Here is a 17,970-nt window from a genome sequence, read left to right as displayed (position 1 = left end):
GAGGGTCCGACAGGCGGTGCGGGGTGGCCGGAACTGACCTCCGGGCAGCCGGCGCGTCGGCCTCGGGCACGTTGGACCGGGGCGTGCGGAGCGGGTCGGCTTCGCAGGGCGCGTTGGGTCCGGAGGAAATCGCGCTCGTGCCGCTCTGCCGCTGAACTGGATCGCGCCTCACACGTCGTTCGTCATCCCGCGCGTATGTGAACTTGTTTATACGGCGTACGACATGGGCCCCCTCGCCCGTGACCTCGGAGACCAGGGCGCCCCCTTCTTCTGGGACGTAACCCGCCGCGCCCAGATCCGTGCCGAACTCGACGCCTACTTCTTCCACCTCTACGGCATCAGCCGCGCCGACACGGACTACATCCTGGAGACCTTCCAGCGTCGATCGGGCACGAACCGGCGTGGGCGACCGGCGCCGGGAGCGTGCGACTCGAACGAAGGTTCCGTAAACGCGAGTGTGAGCGACTCGCACGCCAAGAAACATCTGTTGACATTGCCAACGCGTGTAAGTGATCATTCAGGAGTGAACGGTTCGGCGTGTTCGTCGCGGCCGCCGCCCACTCCTGTGAGGAGCACTTCATGTACGACGAGACGCCCCTGCGCCAACTGATCACCGAGCGCATCGAGGACGCCGAGCCGTCCACTCTGTCCCCCAAGGCCGCCGCCCTGCTCCACGAGACGCTTCCGGAGCCCGCTCCGGAGGAGGAGGGGCGGGCCGGTCCCGTCTACCTCCGGTCCATCACGGCGGCCGGCTGGCGCGGCGTGGGCCCCGAGGCGACGCTCGACCTCCCGTACGGCCCCGGCCTCACCGTGGTCTCGGGCAGCAACGGGACCGGGAAGTCGAGCTTCGCGGAGGCCGCCGAGATCGCGCTCACCGGGTTCAACGCCCGCTGGGACGGCAGCAACGGTGGTAAGCCCCGGGTCAAGGTCTGGCGCGAGGGATGGCGCAACCTGCACGAGGCCACGGCGCCCCAGGTCGCCGTGAGCCTCACCCTGGGCGACGCCGCCGAGCCGGTCACGGTGCGGCGCACCTGGCACGGGGAGAAGGTGGAGGACGCGCGCACGACGGTGGTCCGGGAGGACGGGACCGAGCTGAAGCTGGACGAGTGCGTGAACGCCTCGATGCTCGACGTCTACCGGCCGTTCCTGCCCTACAGCGAGCTGGGCTCGATGGTGGACGGGACGATGAGCGACCTGTACCGGAAGATCTCCACGTTCATCGGGCTCGGTCAGCTCGCGGAGATGGACGCGAAGCTCGCCGCTCAGGTGAAGGAATGCAAGGAGACGGAGGCCAGGCCCGATCCGCTGAGGACCCTGGCCGTCGAGGCGCTCGACGGACTGGACGACCGGCGTGCCGTCGACGCGATGCGGGCCCTCGGTGGACGTACTCCCGACGTCGAGGCCGTACGGGACCTGCTCGACCGTGACGCGGTCACCGACCAGGGTGACGCCGCCCGCCTCCGGGCGCTGGCCTCCCTGGCGGGTCCCGACGAGGCGGAGGTGACCGGGGCGCTGGCCCGGCTGAGGGCAGCCACCGCTGCCTTCGAGGACGTACGGCACTCCGATGCCGAGGACGCGCACCGCCTGGCCGGGCTCCTGGAGACCGCCCTCGAACATCGCCGCCGGTCGGGAAACGCCCACTGCCCGCTCTGCGGTACCGAGGATCTTCTCGACCAGGCGTGGGCCGAGGCGACACGGGCCGAGATCGAGCGGCTCCAGGCGGAGGCCGCCGAGGCCGAGGCCGTGCGCCGGACGCTCAGCGGTGCCAAGCGCGCCGTGCATGACCTGGTGCAGCCCGTTCCCGACCTGCTGAGGGGGGAGGAATCCGACCTGGCGGGGCTGTGGCGCGAGTGGTCGCTCTGCCGGAGTCTCACCGACCCCGCCGAGCTGGCCCGGCGGGCCGGGCTCCTCGCGCCGACGCTGGCTGCGGCCTGCCGTCAGGTCGGGGAGGAGGCCGCACGGAGGCTGACCGACCGTGACACCGTCTGGAGGCCCGTGGCCGTGCGGCTCGCGGAGTGGGTCGAGGCGGCGGAGAAGGCGAGGGACGCGACCGGCCGGCGCAAGTCGGCTGAGGCGGCCCGCAAGTGGTTCAGGAAGCTTACGGACGAGCTGAGGGCCGAGCGGATGGAGCGCTTCGGCAAGCACGCCCAGGACGTGTGGGCGAAGCTCTGCGAGAGCAGCAGCGTCTCCCTGGGCCGCGTCATGCTGAAGGGGACGGCCAAGCAGGGAGGTGTGGAGCTCGACGTCTCGGTGGACGACCACGAGGCGGCCGCCTACAGCGTGATGAGCCAGGGCGAACTGCACTCGCTCGCCCTGTCGTTGTTCATCCCCCGGGCCACGCACGAGGCCAGCCCGTTCGGCTTCCTCGTCATCGACGACCCGGTGCAGTCGATGGACACCCAGAAGGTGGAGGGGCTGGCCGCCGTCCTCAGCGAGTGCGCCCGGCACCGCCAGGTCGTCGTCTTCACCCACGACAACCGGCTGGAACAGGCCATCACCCACCTCGGGATCGAGGCGACGGTCCACCGCATCTCCCGCGAGGAGCAGTCGCACGTGACCGTCGAGCGGATGAAGGACCCCGTCAAGCAGGCGATCGAGGAGGCCAGGGAGGTCTCCCTCGACTGCTCCCTGCCCCAGGTCGTGGCCGACCGGGTCGTCCCGGCGATGTGTCGTGCCGCCCTCGAGGTCGCCTGCGTGGAGACCGCCCGCCGTACCCTGCGCGACGAGCAGGGCCGCCGCCTGAGCCTCGCGGAGTTCGAGAAGCGGGTGCCCGAACAGGCGCGGACCAAGGAGTACGTGGCCTTCGCGCTGCTGGGAGACCCGGCAGGTGATGCCCATGCGGCCGTCGAGCGACTGCATCCCGGCGGCGGGGCGCTGATCGGTGAACTGAACAGGGGAGCGCACGGGGGTCTGGCCACCGTCACGGACCGCAAGGAGCTGGTGCGGCGTACGGAACGGCTGGCCGAGGGCGTCCGGCGCTTCGGCCGGGGCGCCGTCGGCCCGCAGGGAGGCGCCCGATGACGGACGACACCGCGCGCGCGGACGTGGCCGCAGCCCAGTCCCTCCTGCGCCCCTCGGCCGGCACGATGACCTCGCTCGGCCCCGGTGTGCGGGCCCGTGCGGCGGCCCTGCTGCTGCGCCGGGCCCTCGAACGCGGCCTGGACGACTTCTGGCGGGGTGTGACCCCCGGTATGACGAGAACCAACAAGCACCGCATCCTGTGTCTGGGGGCGTACACCGACCGGGAGACCGCCAGGCTCTGCTACCTCACCTGGTCCGCGCTCAGCACGGCCTGTCACTACCGGACGCAGGAGATGCCTCCTGCGCCCTCGGAGATCCAGGGCCGCCTGCCGGCGGTGGTGGCCCTGCTGGAGACGCTCGACGAGGGGCCCACGGCCCCGTACCCCGTGACGGCCCCGCCCTCGCCGCCGCAGCAGGCGGGGCGACCGGCCGCCACCCCCGCCGCGCCGGGCCGGCAGCCGAGCGGGACCGTTCCGAAGCCCGGCCCGCCGCCGGGACGGTGGGCCGCGCCTCCGGTCGTCGGCGGTCCGTGAGCGTAAAGGAGGGCCGTCCGCACGCCTCACGGCCGGCGGCGGACGGCACCCCGCACCTTCACGACCGGACGGGCATCCGCCGGACGGGCTTCGGCAGCCACCCGATGTGCCGGAGCGTCGGCATGACCCGGCTGAGCAGGAAGAAGACGACGGGCGTCCGTTCGTCCTCCTCGGGGAAGAAGAGCGCGTGCTGTACGGCGACGGTGTCCTGTGGGTCGTCCAGATCGACGTGGACGGGGTCCGCGAGCACGAACGCCGTGTCCAGCTCCACGTCGGGCCTGCTGGTCAGCTCCCGTAGCTCGTCCAGGCCGCACACCTCGACGAAATCCGCGGTGGTGAACGTCTTCTTGACGGTCGGCCGGTCGCCGGGCACCGCGACCCACCCCATGACACGGAGTTCCTCGTTCCCCGGGGCGGTCTCCTGGACACCCGCGCGACGACGGTTGTGCAGGTTGGACAGCGGAGCGGGCATCTCCGGGACCACGGCGGGCTGGTACAGGACGAGATCGCGCTCGCCGTTCTCCCACCGGGTGTCATGGATCGTGAGCTCCGGCCGGCCCTCCAGCCGTACACGCCACACCAGCGCCGTACCCCCGCACCGCGCGCCGGAACACGTGGCCGCGACGCCCTTCGGCACCAAGCCGTCCCGTCGCAGAACGAACTGATCCATGATGGTCATGGCGACCACGCCCCTCCCCTGTGGGGTGGCACACACCGTGCTCCCCTGGGCGGAGATTATGCGCTCAACTAGGTGGAAAGGGATGGGCGTTGGGACAAGTGGCGATGCGATCCTCCTCCGGGACGGAGAAGTGGGCATGAGCGGGAACGAGCCGGGGCCCGGCAGCCCGGACGAGACGCCCGAGTTCCTGCTCCGGCTGCCTGGCGCGGGCGAGGTCGACCGGGCCCGAGGGGTCCTGCTGGACGCGGTCGGGACCAACGGAAGCCGCAAGTTCCGCATCCTCGCCGGCTCGCCGGCCCGGGACCGGGAGATGCCGTCCTTCTCGACCCACTTCGCCGGTACGGCGAGGACGCGTGCGGGGTTGAAGCAGCAGGGGGTTCTGCGGCCGTCCATGCGCTGGCCGGGATGGCTGGAGGCGGCCGAGGACATCGACTGCGGCTCGCCCTCGTTCGCCGCCGGGGTGCTGGTGGGGGCGCCTCGCAACGGGTGGATCGACTGGAAGACGGAAGCTGACATACCGCTCTCGGACTTCATGGAGGGCGTCCGGTCCGGGCCCGCCCGCTCCTGGCTGGTACGCGGCAACAACGTCTCCGGCGCCGACCTCGTCCAGAAGCTGTGGCTTCCCGAGGGGCGCGTCTCCCTCGCCGCCCCGCGCCTGCGCCAGGGCGTCGGCCAGGGGGTGAGCAAGGAGCGTCTGCGCGCCATCGTGGAGGAGGACTGGGGCACCACCGCCACGTACAACCAGAAGCTCGAACTGGTCGAGGAACTGCACGCGTTCCTGTCCCGGATGAAGCCGGGCGACGCGGTGTGCACGCTCTCGGGCGGGCGGCTCTACGTCGGACAGATCTCCGGCCCGGCCGAACAGGCCGCGTCCGACAGCGGCCTGTCCAATCTCCGGCGGCCCGTCGAATGGCAGAGCAAGGGCCACCCCTACGACACCCTGCCCGAGGAGATCAAGCAGCGCCTCGCCGCCCAGCACGACGTCGTGGATCTCACAGTGGTACAGCCGCACATCGACGGGCTCGGCCGCACCGACGAGGAACTGGCGGACGAGGCCGTGGAGACGGAGCGCGACCCCAGTGGTACGACACCCGCGCTCGCCGCCCGCCGCGAGCTGGAGCTGCCCGTCCCCGGCCAGGCCCTCGCCGACGAGCTGCTGACGCACGACGCCGGCTGGCTCAGGGAGGTCCGCGACCTGCTCTGGGACGAGAAGCAGTTGATCTTCTACGGCCCGCCGGGCACCGGCAAGACGTACGCCGCCCTCGCACTGGCCGAGTACCTCGGCGGCGGGGCCGAGCGCGTGAAGCTCGTGCAGTTCCACCCCTCCTACTCCTACGAGGACTTCTTCGAGGGCTTCCGGCCCCGCGAGGACCCCGAGACGGGTGAGGTCGCCTTCCGCCTGACGGCCGGGCCCCTGCGCGAGCTGGCAGACCTGGCGTCCCGCGAGGGCAACCACCACATCCCGCACTTCCTGATCATCGACGAGATCAACCGGGCCAACCTGGCCAAGGTCTTCGGCGAGCTGTACTTCCTCCTGGAGTACCGCAGGAGGTCCGTGCGGCTCACGTACTCCGGCGATGACTTCCTGCTCCCGCTCAACCTCTTCGTCATCGGCACCATGAACACCGCCGACCGGTCGATCGCACTGGTCGATGCCGCGATGCGCAGGCGTTTCGCCTTCGTGGAGTTGTCACCCCGCGCCGAGCCCACCCGTGGCCTGTTGCGGCGCTGGCTCGGCCGGCAGGGGTTCGACAGCCGCCCGGCGGACCTCCTGGACGCTCTCAACTCCCGGATCGACGACCCGGATTTCCTCATCGGCCCCTCGTACCTGATGAACAAGAGCGTGCACCGGGAAGGCGGCCTGGACCGGATCTGGCGGACCAAGATCCTCCCGCTGCTGGAGGAGCACCACTACGGTGAGTCCTTCGACATCGCGAAGCGGTACGGTCTCGACGCCCTGTCCCGGTCCCTCGGCGAGGGCGGTGGCGGACCGGGCGCCGCGACCCCGTGACGACCGTCGAACTGGGCGAGCACGGAGCCGCCGTCAGCGTGCCGCTCCCGGACGAGGTCGGCCGGGCGTTCGCCGCCGCCCGCATCGTCGAGGCGGCCCCCGACCCGTATCTGCCGGGCGCCTGGCGGCTGAGGGCCGGCGGCAAGGTCGGAGCGGTGTCCGTGAGCGTGCCGGGGCAGGATCCCGTGACCCTCAGGATCGCGCCCAAGGTGCCGGTGCGGCGGCTGTTCTTCCTGATCGGCTACGCCGCCGACCCCCGGGTGCACCGGGACGGCGAGGTGGACGTGACCGAGCACGACGAGGTCCTTCCGGCACTGGCCCACGGGTTCGAGAGGGCTGTCGAACGCGCGCTGCGTCAAGGCGTTCTCCAGGGCTACCGGCACACCGAGGAGACCTCACCGGTGGTCCGCGGACGCATTCGGGAGGCCGACCAGGTCAAACGTCACCACGGGCGGGCCTTCCCGGTCGAGATCGCCTACGACGACTACGGCACCGACATTCCGGAGAACCGCCTCCTGAAGGGCGCGGTGGAGCGGCTGCTCCCCTTGGACCGTGTACCCGACGACGTACGCCGCCGACTCCGCCACCACAGAGGCCGCTTGCTGGACGTACAACCGCTGAGGCGGGGGGTGCGCGACCTGCCTCGGTGGCGGGCCGGCCGGCTGAACCACCGCTACCAGCCCGCACTACGGCTGGCCGAGACGATCCTGCGCGGTTCGTCGGTGGAGCACGGCGCAGGCGGGGTGTCCGTCGACGGGTATCTCATCGACACCCACAAGATCTTCGAGGACTTCGTCTGCGTGGCCCTGCGGGAGGCGCTGGCGCAGCACGGCGGCCGCACGGCCCTCCAGGCCCGCGGCGTGCACCTGGACGAGGACCGGAACGTAACGATGCGTCCGGACCTGGTCTGGTACGGGGACGGCGGTGAACCACGGGCTGTCGCGGACGCCAAGTACAAGGCGGAGAAGCCCGAGGGATTTCCCGACGCCGATCTCTACCAGATGCTCGCCTACTGCACGGCGCTCGGCCTTCCGGACGGCCACCTCGTGTACGCGAGGGGGTACGAGCCGAGCGTGAAGCACCAGGTGCGGAACGCCGGAATCCGCATCCACCAGCACGCCCTGGCCCTGGACCGCCCGCCGGGAGAGCTGCTGGCCGAGATCGCCGCCCTTGCCCACACGATGGCGGGCGGGACTGGGGACGCGTCCGTCAGGTGGGGTCCTCAGGCGGCACGAGGGCCCCGTTGGTGAGACCGTCGCGAGCGAGAGCGCTCGCTTGCTCGGCCAACCGGGCGACTTCCCCCACGTATGTCTCGAACTCCCGCAAGGCACGGAAGGCAGCACCGTAACGCCGTTGCTCTTCCACAGCCATCTGCGGGACGCGCGCGCCTTTCACGTCGAGGCGGTAGGTCCCGCTGCTGCTGGTCGAGCGCCGCTTGTTGGACGCACTGCGCAGAAAGCCCTGAAGGTAGTCAGTGTTCAACTGGTCGCTCGTCGAATGTGGTTCGGCATCCGTGAGCTCGACAAGTCCGGCGCGGGACAGATCGCCCAAGCTGACCGTCGCGCCGTCCAGCGTCCCGGGCCCCTCGCCCGCCGAGAGGGCGGGCAGCAGGGCGTTGAGCTGTCCCAGCCTCTCCTCAATGCGTTGCCGGAGGGCACGGTATTCCGCGGGCAGATCCTCGCGTGCGGCGTCCACATGGGCACTCGGGGTGAGATCGACGGAGTCGTTGAGCAGGTCGATGAGCGGCACATCGACGGCTTGCCCGGCCGCGGGATCCACCGGGCCGTCGGCCGAGTTGGAGGTCAGGTCCACCATGCGCACCGACCTGACGCCGCCGGACGCGTCGGCCGGGCGGCGCAGGACCCACAGATGAACGGGTTGCGCGTGTGAGGCAACCATCCCGGCCGGCAGGGCCACGACATCCGTGAGGATGCCCCGACGGACCATCTCCGCCCGAATACGTCTGCCGGCTTTTCGGTAGGCCACCGATGCGGGCATGACGGCGACGGTCCTGCCGCCGGGCGCGGTGCGGGCGTAGCAGTGCTGGAGCCAGGCCAGATCCCCCTCCGCCTTCGAGGGTGTGCCCAGCTCCCAGCGGGAGTCGAGAAGCAGCTCCTCACGGCCCCAGTCCGGGCCGGCGGTCGGCGGGTCGCACAGGACGAGGTCGGCACGGAGATCGGACCAGTGGTCCTGGCGCAGGGAGTCTCCGGTCTCGATGACCGTGTTCCGGTACCCGGCGAGGTCGGCTCGCGCCTGCGTCAGCTCCGCCACCCCCGGATCGATTTCCTGACCACGCCGTAGAGGGCCCTCGGCGGGTCCGACGGACAGGAGAAGGGTCCCGATACCGCAGGCAGGATCGAGGATGACGGAGTCGCCGGGCACGGCCCCCGCGAAGTGCCTTACTGCTTTGACCAGGCGCAGCGAAGTGACCTGATCGGAGCCGACGCGTCGTGAGGAGTCGCGGAAACGCTCCACCAGCTGCTCGACGACCTGGGCCGGCGATTCCTTCGCGGCCAGACCCGTGGCCAGCTCGGCCAGATCCTCGTCCAGTCCGCTTGCGTCGTCGCGCGCAAGGAGGCGGGCGACGCCCGTGACTCCGGTGATGATGTCGTCGCCGAAGCCACCTCGTAGCGCTTGCCACAGGCGGACGTCGTCCGAGACGTCCGTGCCCTTCTGCTGTTTGGCAAGCCAGGAACGCACTTCGGCGAGAGAGAAGAGCGGCGTGCTCGCTCCGGCATCGGCAGGGGCGGGAAAGTCGCTGTACCGCCGTCGCCAGTTGGAGACGGCGGCCCGGGTCACCCCCGCCAGCCTGGCGATCTCTGCTCCGGTGATCAGCGAATCGGCGGCTGGGGGAGTTGATTCCTTCATGGTTCCACCGTACACGCTGTTCGCCTGAGACCTGATAGTTGGTGCGTTGGCAATGTCAACAGGCATGCCTCGGGACTGCTCGAATCGAGTGGTGCCCAGGAGCTGAATCCTGCTGGCGGATTGCCCTTGAGATCTCCTCGACGGGGTGCGTCACATTGATCGAGGACCATCAGCCGGGGTCTGACTCCCCCTGGTTCCGGCGAAAGTCTTCGGCACAGGCCAAGACAGCTTCCGGGAGGCCGACGAAACCGGTCTTCACCGGCTTGAGGCACTCAAGGCTGGCCAAGGTGATGGTCTTCTGAAGTCGGCAAGGCTCGTCCAGCACCCGAGTGGGCAACCCATTCGAAGATGTCCGCTTCGATGAAACGGGTCGCGGTGCCCCGCATACGGTCGCGTGCCCGGCGGAGCATCTCCGGTGCCGCGTTCAGCGCGGTCAGGCTGTGGGCCTGGGGGAGGAGCAACTTGGTTTCCGGGCTCGTGCCGCAGGTGAGCTCCAGGACGTCACCCCTGACCGGTAGCGTGTCGAGGGTCTTCCCAGGACACCCCGCGTACGTGGGCCGTGGCGATGGCCCGTTCGACGCCTACGGTCGCTCTCCTTCGACGACGGCGGAGACCTCCTGGCCGCCTGTGGTGGCGGCGGTTCGGTACGTGTGTGGCACGGGCCGCACCGGGGAGTTCCGGAGCCGCTTCAGCAGCCCCCCAGCGGGTGGGCGCGCGCCGTCACCGTGAACGGACCGGGCGACCGAGTGGCGGTCAGGGCGGGAGCCGGCGATATCTCGGTACGGCATCTGGGGAGGGACCGGTTCACCTCCCACGTCTGTGGCCACACGGGCCGCATCCTCATGCTCGGGTTCACGAGCGACGAGGACCGCCTGGTATCGGCCGCGGCGACGGAACGGCGCGCCTGTGGCCGCTCGGTGAGCAGCGACAGGTCACCAAGGCCAGGATGGACGCCTCACTGCACTGCGCGGCATGCGAACCCGGGACGGGCGAAGTGCTGGTGGGGAGTGCGGCCGGCGTCGTCACCCTGGGGATCCCGGACACATGAGCGAGAAACGAAGGGCTTGGACACCATGACAGAGAAGACCTCCCGCGCCTCGGGCGAAGAGGGGCCGCGCACCTCCACATCGGCCGTCGCGTCGCATGCTCCGGTCATCCTGAGCAACGAGCCCGGTTCGTTCGCCTGGGGTGTGCTGGCCAAGCGCCACCCTGCTCTTATCCAGCAAGTACGAGACGCCTTCCCCTACAGCCGACGTCAGCACGAGGCCCTCGACGCCTTGTTGAACGAGATCACCAACGGGGTTGTCGAACCACTTGCCCCCGCGGAACGCGACCACGAGCGCTGGGCGGTCTCGGGCCAGGAGCACTTCGGCCGCTCCTGGTACGACGCTCCGTTCCTGTGGGCGGAGAGCTACTTCTACCGCAGGCTCCTCGGCGCGGTCGGGTACTTCGGCGCCGGCCCATGGCAGGGAGTCGATCCATTCGCGCCCTTCAAGAAGGCCGAACTGGAAGGCGGCGCGGTGAAAGAAGAACTGCGCGCCCTGGACTCGCTCGCGAACGTTCCGGCCGAGGAGCGGGCCACGGCCCTGCTCCACGCCTCGCTCTGGGGCAACCGCGCGGACCTCGGCTTCCGCGTCGCGGCGGGTGAACCGGAGGCCGGAGACACCGCCGCCCCTGCGTTGGTCGCCGATGACAGCGTCCTGCTGTGGCAACTCCTGCCCGTCGGAGCCGGCTCCACGGTCGCCGTGGTGGCGGACAACGCGGGTCGAGAGCTGATCCCCGACCTGATCCTCATCGACCACCTCCTCGAACAGCGGCATGCCGACCAGGTCGTGCTTCACGTGAAGCCCTACCCCTACTACGTCTCCGACGCGATGACGGCCGACGTCGTCGACTGCCTACGTCGCCTCATCGAGGCGCCGGGCGAAGCCGGCCGGATCGGCGGCCGACTGTGGAAGGCCATGGCGGCAGGAAACCTGGAGGCCCGCACTCACCCGTTCTTCTGCGCTCCGTACCCGTACGGGGAGATGCCGGAGGACCTGCGCGGCGAGTTCGAGTGCGCCACGCTCACCATTTTGAAGGGCGACCTCAACTACCGTCGCCTGGTGGGCGACCAGCTGTGGGACCCCACGGCGTCCTTCGCCGATCTCACCACGTACTTCCCTGGCGCCGTCGCGGCGCTCCGGACCCTGAAGTCCGACGTCATCGTCGGCCTGGAGGAGGGAACGCTGGACACTCTCGAGCAGTCCGGGGATGCCTGGCGTACCAGTGGCACACACGCGCTGATCCAGGTGGGGCAGTAAGGAGGGCGAGCCGCACGTGGACGGTGCTGCGTGAATGCAAGTGTTCCCAGATCCAGCGTGAGGATCAGGCTGGCAGCGTCTCGCGGCCGGTGATCAGTGGCAGGAATCTCGGCTGGTCGGCCACTTCAGCACGGCCCGCCACGGCAAAGGTCTACCGGAAGCAGATCCGTCCGGTGATCCAGACCGGCGCTACGGCCATGGACGGCATCTTCGGCACTCCGGCATCTCCGGAGCGGTAGTCAGTCACGCAGATAGACACGCACAAAGTCAGAGGGCCCTGTGCAACTTACACACTGGGCCCTCTGACCTGCTACTTAGCTGTCGGGGTGGCGGGATTTGAACCCACGACCTCTTCGTCCCGAACGAAGCGCGCTGCCAAGCTGCGCTACACCCCGATGTCCACCGGACTCCCGGCGACATCGATTACTTTAGCCCACCGGCGGCCGGAGGCGAAATCCGGTTTCTCCGGTGCTGGACCCACCCCGCCACGTTCGGCCGGAGGTGGTCCACGGTGGTGATCAGGACGCCCAGGGCGGCGAAGAGGAGACCGAGGGCAAGGGCCTGGGTGAGGGCGCCGACGTAGCCGTACGTGTCGACGTCGAGGAACGGGTACGGGTAGCGGGCCGGGGCGTCGGGGGAGAGCAGTGCTCCGCGGGTCAGGACGGCCCCCAGGTAGACCGCGGGGGCGGACAGCCAGAGGGGGACGTGGGCCAGGCGCAGGGTGCGGGGGGTGGTCAGCACGAGCCAGTCCGCGGCGACGGCCGAGGGGGTCACCGTGTGGAGGAGGAGGCTCGCGGTGGTGGACCAGTCGGTCCCTGTGTCCGGACCGGCGCGGGAGGCGCTCATCGGGGAGCCGCCGTGGTTCACCAGCACCAGGTGGTACATCAGGCCGGTGACCGCGGCGAGCAGGAGCACCCCGCCCGACAGCCCCGGCGACAGTGGTGGACCGCCTCGCCAGGAACGTACGGCCGACCATCCGAAGGCGCCCGCGATCAGGAGGTTCGCCAGGACCGTGAAGTGGATCAGCGTCGGTGACGCGTAGCCGGTCGCCAGGGCGATGACCGGGCCCGCGGCCGCTGCCCCGCACGCGGTCACGCGCAGGGTCGTGGCCCAGGGGCGGCGGGGCGCTGCGGGGCCCGGGAGCACCTCTGCCGCCCGGGGGCGGGGGAGCAGGGGGGTCCGGGGCGGGGTCATGGTTCGTACCGTAAGCGGGTGGGAAGAGCCCCGCGATTCGTCCGCCCGTCGTGGGTGACTCCTCGCTCGGGCGTCTCGGCGTCGGCGCCCCGTCTCGGCGTCGGCGCCCCGTCTCGGCGTCGGCGCCCCGGCGCGGGGCCACGCCGGGGCGCCGACGCCGAGACGCCCGCCCCGCGCCGAGACGCCCGCCCCGCGCCGAGACGCCCGCCCCGCGCCGAGACGCCCGCCCCGCGCCGAGACGCCCGCCCCGCGCTGTGGCCCCGCCCCGGGTGCCCGCTCAGGCCTTCGGCGTCAGCGTCAGCAGGGTGACCTCGGGCGGGCAGGCGAAGCGGACCGGGGTGTAGCGATTGGTGCCGCAGCCCGCGGAGACGTGGAGGTAGGCGCGCCGGTCGCCGACCGTGTGGCTGGACAGGCCCTTGACCCGGTCGGTGTCCAGGTCGCAGTTGGTGACCAGCGCCCCGTAGAACGGGATGCACAGCTGTCCGCCGTGCGTGTGGCCCGCCAGAATCAGGGGGTAGCCGTCGGCCGTGAAGGCGTCCAGGGAGCGCAGGTACGGGGCGTGGACCACGCCGATGGAGAGATCGGCGCCGCTCGGGGGGCCGCCCTGGACCTCGGCGTAACGGTCCCGCTTGATGTGCGGGTCGTCCAGACCGGTGAACGCCAGCTCCAGGCCGTCGAGCTTGAGCCGGCCCCGCGTGTTCGACAGGTTCAGCCAGCCCGCCTCGTCGAAGGCGTCGCGCATCGGCTCCCACGGGTTGTGGACGACGCCGACCGCGGGGGCGTTGCCGTTGAGGCCGTGCTTGCCCCGGGTCTTCTCCAGGAGGTAGCGCGCGGGGTTGCGGAGCTTGGGGCCGTAGTAGTCGTTGGAGCCGAAGACGTACACCCCCGGGAACTCCATCAGCGGGCCGAGCGCGTCGAGCACCTCGGGCACGGCCTCCGGGTCGGAGAGGTTGTCGCCGGTGTTCACGACGAAGTCGGGGCGCAGTCCGGCGAGCGACTGGAGCCAGGCGCGCTTCTTGCCCTGACCGCTCACCATATGGATGTCGGAGACCTGGAGCACGCGCAACGGGCGTGCCCCCTGCGGGAGTACGGGAACGGTGACCCGTCGCAGGCGGAACGAGCGGGCCTCGAACCCGGCGGCGTAGGCGAGTCCGGCGGCGCCGACCGCCGCGCCGACTGCCGTGACTTTCAGGGGTACTCCGTAGCGTGCGCGCATGAGCCCATCGTCGCAGAAGCGGAACCGTGAGCGGAAAACCGGTGGGGCGGCCGGAAAACCGGTGGGCGGCCCCGGCCCCGTACCTGTCACAATCGCGGCATGACCACGCTCAAGTCCAAGCTCAAGGAAGACCTCCACACGGCCATGAAGGCGCGTGACGAGCTCACCTCGTCCACCCTTCGGCTCACCCTCACCGCGATCACCAAGGAAGAGGTCAGCGGCACGTCGGCGCGCGAGCTCTCCGACGACGAGGTGCAGAAGGTGATCGCCAAGGAGGCGAAGAAGCGTCGTGAGGCGGCCGAGGCCTTCGCGCAGGGCGGCCGGACCGAGCAGGCCGAGCGGGAGAAGAGGGAGGGCGAGCTGCTCGACGGCTACCTGCCCCAGCAGCTCTCCGACGACGAGCTGAACGCGATCGTGGCGTCCGCCGTCGAGGAGGCGAAGGCCGCCGGGGCCGAGGGGCCGCGTGCGATGGGCGCCGTCATGAAGATCGTCAACCCGAAGGTCGCCGGGCTCGCCGAGGGCGGCCGGGTCGCCGCCGCGGTGAAGAAGCTCCTCGCCGGCTGAGGCACGCGGAGAAGACGGAGAAGACGGAGAAGACGGAGAAGACGGAGAAAGGGTGGGCGCCCCGGTTCTGGACCGGGGTGCCCACCCTTTTCCTGTCTGTACGGCTGCGGGAGGCAGGAGTACGGATACGGGTCAGGGGCCGTTCTGGCCTCGCCCGCCGCCACCGCCCGGTCCGCCGACCACGCCGTCCGGGAGTTCGATGCCGGGGAACCGGTTGCCGTCGTCGCCGGGCTTGGCGTCGTCGCGGTCCTCGTCGCGGCCCCGGTCGCGGTCCCGGTTGCCCTCCTCCTCGTCCTTTTCCTTCTTCTCCTTGCCCCGGGGGACGGCGACCGGGTTGAACCCGGGAGTCTCCGTCGCGTCCAGGGCTCCGGTCATCGCGATGCGCCAGATCGGACCGGGCAGGCAGCCGCCGCAGACCTTGTCGTAGTACTGGCCGCCGATGGTGACACCGAACATCGAGCTCTTCTCGCCGACGTCGTCACCGACCCACACCGCCGTGGAGAGGTTCGGCGTGTACCCGACGAACCAGGCGTCCTTGCGGTCGTTGGTCGTACCGGTCTTGCCCGCGTTGTCCCGGTCGCTGAGTCCGGCCTGCGTACCGGTGCCGTCCTCCACGACGCCCTTGAGCATCTGGTTGATCGTGTCCGCGGTCTTCTCGCTCATCGCCCGCGAGCAGGACGTCTTCGGCACGGAGATCTTCTTGCCCTGCGGGTCCTTGATGGACTCGATGGCGATCGGCGTGCAGTAGGTGCCCCGGTTGGCGAAAGCGGCGTAGGCGCCGGCCATGGAGAGCGGGGTGCTGACCTCGCCGCCGAGGGTGATCGAGGGGTACTCGCCGACCTTCTTGCCGTCGCCGCGCTCGTAACCGACCTTCTTGGCCATCTCCACGGTCTCGCAGAGGCCGGCCTTCTGCTCCAGCAGCGCGAAGTAGGTGTTGATGGACTTGCCGAGCGCGCTGGTCATGTCCCAGGTGCCCTTTTCGGACTCCAGCTCGTTCTGCAGGGCCCAGTCCGCGTAACCGGCCGGGGAGCCGGTGCAGTTCCGGAAGTCCCGCTCCTTGAGCGTCATCTTCCAGTCCGTCGAGAACGTCGTCGCCGGGCTGATGCCCTTCTCCAGCGCCGCGGCCGCGGTGAACGGCTTGAACGTCGAGCCGACCTGGAAGCCGTACGTGCTGCCGCCCATCTTGTTGCTGACGGCGAGGTTCAGCACGGTCTCGTTCTGCTTCTGGTCCAGGCCGTACGGGCGGGACTGGCCCATGGAGAGGATCTTGCCGCTGCCCGGCTGGACCTGCACCACGGACGCCGCGAACTTGTCGTCCTTGTTGACCCTCGCGGTGGCGGCCTCGTTGGCGGCCTTCTGGGCGCGCGGGTCCAGCGTGGTCCGGATGGTCAGACCGCCGAGATTCCAGAGCTTGGCCCGGTCCTCGTCGGTCTTGCCGAAGGCGGGGTCGGTGAGGATCGTCTTGCGGACGTAGTCGCAGAAGAAGCCGGAGCCGCTGACGGCGGTGATGCAGCCGTTCTTCGGCCGGGAGACCTTCAGCTTGATGGGCGTCTCCATGGCCTTGTCGGCCTCGGCCTGCGAGATGGTCTTGACCGCGGCCATCCGTGCCAGCACGATGTTGCGGCGCTTGGTCGCTTCCTCCGAGTCGTTGACCGGGTCGTAGCGGCTCGGCGACTGCACGAGGCCGGCGAGCAGCGCGGCCTCCTCCAGCTCGAGGTCCTTGGCGTGCTTGGAGAAGTAACGCTGCGAGGCGGCCTCGACGCCGTACGCCTGCTGGCCGAAGAACGTGATGTTGAGGTAGTTCTCCAGGATCTTCTTCTTGCCGAGCTCCTCCTCGACCTGGATCGCGTACTTCAGCTCGCGGACCTTGCGGCCGAGCGTCTGCTGCGTGGCCTCGGCGACCTTCTCCGGGTCGTCGCCCGCCTCCTCGACGAAGACGTTCTTCACGTACTGCTGGGTGAGGGTCGACGCGCCCTGCGCCGCCCCGCCCGCCTGTACGTTGCGGTTCATCGCGCGGAGGATGCCCTTGAGGTCGACCGCGCCGTGCTCGTAGAAGCGGGAGTCCTCGATCGCGATGATCGCGGCCTGCATGTGCGGCGAGATGTCCTCGAGCGGGACGACCGTGCGGTCACGGGAGTACACCGTGGCGATGGTGCCGCCGTCGCGGTCCTGGATCGTGGTCCGCTGACTGAGCGGTGGAGTCTTGAGGTTGGAGGGGATCTCGTCGAATCCTTCGACCGTCCCCTTGGCGGCGAGCCCCAGCGCTCCGGCTGCGGGCAGCGCGATGCCTGCCAGGACAGCTCCGGAGAGCGCGGCGACACCGAGGAACTTGGCGGCCTGCTGGGTCGTGGTGAGACCCCCGCCCGAGCGCTTCTTTGGCATAGGGGGCAGCCTAATCCGTAGTGATGAACGTGTCGCAGGAGCAGGGGCCTCTCGGAGCGTTCGGGTACCGGACCGTGACATCCGGACCGGTCGGCCGTGTCCTCCGAACGGGCAGACCGTGGCATTTGGGCCCGTCGGACGTGTCCTCCTCCGCACGGGCAGACCGTGACATCCGGACCGGTCGGCCGTGTCGTCCGCACGGGCACACCGTGACGTCCGAAGGGGTCGGCCACGACGTCCGGTCGGGTCGGCCGTGATATCCGAAGGGGCCGGGCGCCGGTCTCGCGAGGCATGCCCCGGCCTTCCGGCGAGAGCCTGCCAGGCGTCGCGGCGCGGGCGCGCGGACGCGGAGCGCCTACGTTTTCATTCGCCGGACAGACGGAGAGGCCTTGGCCTAAGCTGCTCTCAACTGTCACAGCAGACCGGTTCCGTATCAAGCCCCCTGCAACCCCATGCGCATCTTCTGGTCATTCTTCACCCGGCGGATGAGTAACCGCATCGTTCTTCACGTAGCCATCGAGGCGCTCCCGAAATCGCCCTGTATGTCGCGAGAAGTCCCTTGCAACTTGAGTGCACTGTCCCCTTTTCGCGGAGATAGTCGCGCATGTCCTCGGCTCACTCCTCTGGGTGATCTGCCGCATACGCATAGTCCGTTCGGACCATTCAAGATTGGGCCCGAAGGGGGTGTTGTGCTGTCCCCACCTTCCGTAACGTCCTCAACTGGCAGCGGTGAATATGCCGCTACCGCCGTGGGGGAGCCTCGATTCGGGAGAGGACGGCGCCGGGATGGGCTGGGTAACCGACTGGAGTGCGCAGGCAGCCTGCCGCACTACCGATCCGGATGAACTATTCGTACAAGGGGCAGCGCAGAACAGGGCCAAGGCGGTGTGCACCGGATGTCCGGTGCGGACCGAGTGCCTGGCCGATGCGCTCGACAATCGCGTCGAATTCGGCGTGTGGGGTGGAATGACGGAGCGGGAGCGCCGCGCACTGCTGCGGCGTCGGCCCACCGTCACGTCCTGGCGCCGACTGCTGGAGACCGCGCGCAGCGAGTACGAGCGGTCCACCGGTGTTCTGCCCGGCGTCATCGGGCTGGAGGACGAGGAGCTGCACGAGACGTACGCGGCCGTCGGGTAGCCGTGCGCGGCCGTCGGGCAGGCCTCGCCACCGCTGAGCGGCCCGTGCGTCATCAGGCCCGG

13 protein-coding genes, 1 tRNA gene and 2 pseudogenes are annotated in these 17,970 nt (G+C 70.0%); 9 read left to right on the top strand and 7 right to left on the bottom strand.

Translation table 11 applies throughout. From position 1 onward, the window contains the following. Positions 1–160: 160 nt before the first annotated feature. The 3 genes and pseudogenes from N7925_RS36180 to N7925_RS16070 all read left to right on the top strand — a co-directional run. Positions 161–391, top strand: a pseudogene (locus N7925_RS36180) (hypothetical protein); the annotation flags it as partial. A 188-nt stretch (positions 392–579) separates the two neighbouring features. Beyond that, the gene (locus tag N7925_RS16075; RefSeq protein WP_274344238.1) at positions 580–3,021 is read left to right on the top strand and encodes an AAA family ATPase; all 2,442 of its coding nucleotides are present in this window, start codon (positions 580–582) and stop codon (positions 3,019–3,021) included. Beyond that, positions 3,018–3,554: a hypothetical protein gene (locus N7925_RS16070; protein WP_274344237.1), complete on the top strand. Its 537-nt coding sequence runs from the start codon at positions 3,018–3,020 to the stop codon at positions 3,552–3,554. Before N7925_RS16075 ends, N7925_RS16070 begins: the two co-directional genes overlap by 4 nt. A gap of 58 nt (positions 3,555–3,612) precedes the next feature. On the opposite strand, the gene N7925_RS16065 is transcribed toward N7925_RS16070, so the two are convergent. Beyond that, positions 3,613–4,233: a hypothetical protein gene (locus tag N7925_RS16065; RefSeq protein ID WP_274344236.1), complete on the bottom strand. Its 621-nt coding sequence runs from the start codon at positions 4,231–4,233 to the stop codon at positions 3,613–3,615. Between the two features lie 136 nt (positions 4,234–4,369). Between N7925_RS16065 and N7925_RS16060 the strand changes: the two genes are divergently transcribed. Both N7925_RS16060 and N7925_RS16055 read left to right on the top strand, forming a co-directional pair. Next, on the top strand, positions 4,370–6,244 hold the full coding sequence (locus N7925_RS16060; RefSeq protein WP_265600291.1) for a DUF4357 domain-containing protein: 1,875 nt from the start codon (positions 4,370–4,372) through the stop codon (positions 6,242–6,244). Further along, positions 6,241–7,494, top strand: coding sequence for an McrC family protein (locus tag N7925_RS16055; RefSeq protein ID WP_274344235.1), 1,254 nt, complete (start codon positions 6,241–6,243; stop codon positions 7,492–7,494). Before N7925_RS16060 ends, N7925_RS16055 begins: the two co-directional genes overlap by 4 nt. On the opposite strand, the gene N7925_RS16050 is transcribed toward N7925_RS16055, so the two are convergent. After that, positions 7,454–9,112: an N-6 DNA methylase gene (locus N7925_RS16050; RefSeq protein WP_274344234.1), complete on the bottom strand. Its 1,659-nt coding sequence runs from the start codon at positions 9,110–9,112 to the stop codon at positions 7,454–7,456. The genes N7925_RS16055 and N7925_RS16050 overlap by 41 nt on opposite strands. A 272-nt stretch (positions 9,113–9,384) precedes the next feature. Beyond that, a complete protein-coding gene (locus N7925_RS36100; protein WP_331617019.1) occupies positions 9,385–9,573 on the bottom strand; it encodes a hypothetical protein in 189 nt (62 codons plus the stop codon). 612 nt (positions 9,574–10,185) lie between these two features. Here N7925_RS36100 and N7925_RS16045 point away from each other — a divergent pair. Both N7925_RS16045 and N7925_RS36175 read left to right on the top strand, forming a co-directional pair. Continuing rightward, positions 10,186–11,415, top strand: a complete 1,230-nt coding sequence (locus N7925_RS16045; protein ID WP_274344233.1) for a damage-control phosphatase ARMT1 family protein — start codon at positions 10,186–10,188, stop codon at positions 11,413–11,415. A gap of 106 nt (positions 11,416–11,521) precedes the next feature. After that, a pseudogene (locus tag N7925_RS36175) lies at positions 11,522–11,654 on the top strand (site-specific integrase); the annotation flags it as partial. Between the two features lie 82 nt (positions 11,655–11,736). Here N7925_RS36175 and N7925_RS16040 read toward each other — a convergent pair. From N7925_RS16040 to N7925_RS16030, 3 genes are all read right to left on the bottom strand, one after another. Further along, a tRNA-Pro gene (locus N7925_RS16040) sits at positions 11,737–11,810 on the bottom strand. A 28-nt stretch (positions 11,811–11,838) separates the two neighbouring features. Further along, on the bottom strand, positions 11,839–12,609 hold the full coding sequence (locus N7925_RS16035) for a Pr6Pr family membrane protein (RefSeq protein WP_274344232.1): 771 nt from the start codon (positions 12,607–12,609) through the stop codon (positions 11,839–11,841). A gap of 277 nt (positions 12,610–12,886) precedes the next feature. Next, entirely contained in the window at positions 12,887–13,825 is a 939-nt protein-coding gene (locus N7925_RS16030) for a metallophosphoesterase (RefSeq protein ID WP_265600286.1), read from the bottom strand. 99 nt (positions 13,826–13,924) lie between these two features. Between N7925_RS16030 and N7925_RS16025 the strand changes: the two genes are divergently transcribed. Beyond that, positions 13,925–14,389, top strand: a complete 465-nt coding sequence (locus tag N7925_RS16025) for a GatB/YqeY domain-containing protein (RefSeq protein WP_274344231.1) — start codon at positions 13,925–13,927, stop codon at positions 14,387–14,389. 132 nt (positions 14,390–14,521) lie between these two features. Here N7925_RS16025 and N7925_RS16020 read toward each other — a convergent pair whose 3' ends face one another. Next, complete coding sequence (locus N7925_RS16020) at positions 14,522–16,771, bottom strand: transglycosylase domain-containing protein (protein ID WP_274344230.1); 2,250 nt, start codon at positions 16,769–16,771, stop codon at positions 14,522–14,524. Between the two features lie 786 nt (positions 16,772–17,557). Here N7925_RS16020 and N7925_RS16015 point away from each other — a divergent pair. Then, positions 17,558–17,908: a WhiB family transcriptional regulator gene (locus tag N7925_RS16015; protein WP_003967458.1), complete on the top strand. Its 351-nt coding sequence runs from the start codon at positions 17,558–17,560 to the stop codon at positions 17,906–17,908. Positions 17,909–17,970 lie beyond the last annotated feature (62 nt).

Origin of the sequence: Streptomyces sp. CA-278952 (genome assembly GCF_028747205.1) — a bacterium.
In the GTDB taxonomy this organism is placed as follows: Bacteria; Actinomycetota; Actinomycetes; order Streptomycetales; family Streptomycetaceae; genus Streptomyces.
This window is presented reverse-complemented; position numbering and strand designations above follow the sequence as displayed.

What these genes read in the sequence shown, in the direction of transcription:
- N7925_RS16075 (WP_274344238.1), top strand. Translation starts at nt 580, where the DNA reads ATGTACGACGAGACGCCCCTGCGCCAACTGATCACCGAGCGCATCGAG.
- N7925_RS16070 (WP_274344237.1), top strand. Translation starts at nt 3,018, where the DNA reads ATGACGGACGACACCGCGCGCGCGGACGTGGCCGCAGCCCAGTCCCTC.
- N7925_RS16065 (WP_274344236.1), bottom strand. Translation starts at nt 4,233, where the DNA reads ATGACCATCATGGATCAGTTCGTTCTGCGACGGGACGGCTTGGTGCCG.
- N7925_RS16060 (WP_265600291.1), top strand. Translation starts at nt 4,370, where the DNA reads ATGAGCGGGAACGAGCCGGGGCCCGGCAGCCCGGACGAGACGCCCGAG.
- N7925_RS16050 (WP_274344234.1), bottom strand. Translation starts at nt 9,112, where the DNA reads ATGAAGGAATCAACTCCCCCAGCCGCCGATTCGCTGATCACCGGAGCA.
- N7925_RS16045 (WP_274344233.1), top strand. Translation starts at nt 10,186, where the DNA reads ATGACAGAGAAGACCTCCCGCGCCTCGGGCGAAGAGGGGCCGCGCACC.
- N7925_RS16035 (WP_274344232.1), bottom strand. Translation starts at nt 12,609, where the DNA reads ATGACCCCGCCCCGGACCCCCCTGCTCCCCCGCCCCCGGGCGGCAGAG.
- N7925_RS16030 (WP_265600286.1), bottom strand. Translation starts at nt 13,825, where the DNA reads ATGCGCGCACGCTACGGAGTACCCCTGAAAGTCACGGCAGTCGGCGCG.
- N7925_RS16025 (WP_274344231.1), top strand. Translation starts at nt 13,925, where the DNA reads ATGACCACGCTCAAGTCCAAGCTCAAGGAAGACCTCCACACGGCCATG.
- N7925_RS16020 (WP_274344230.1), bottom strand. Translation starts at nt 16,771, where the DNA reads ATGCCAAAGAAGCGCTCGGGCGGGGGTCTCACCACGACCCAGCAGGCC.
- N7925_RS16015 (WP_003967458.1), top strand. Translation starts at nt 17,558, where the DNA reads ATGGGCTGGGTAACCGACTGGAGTGCGCAGGCAGCCTGCCGCACTACC.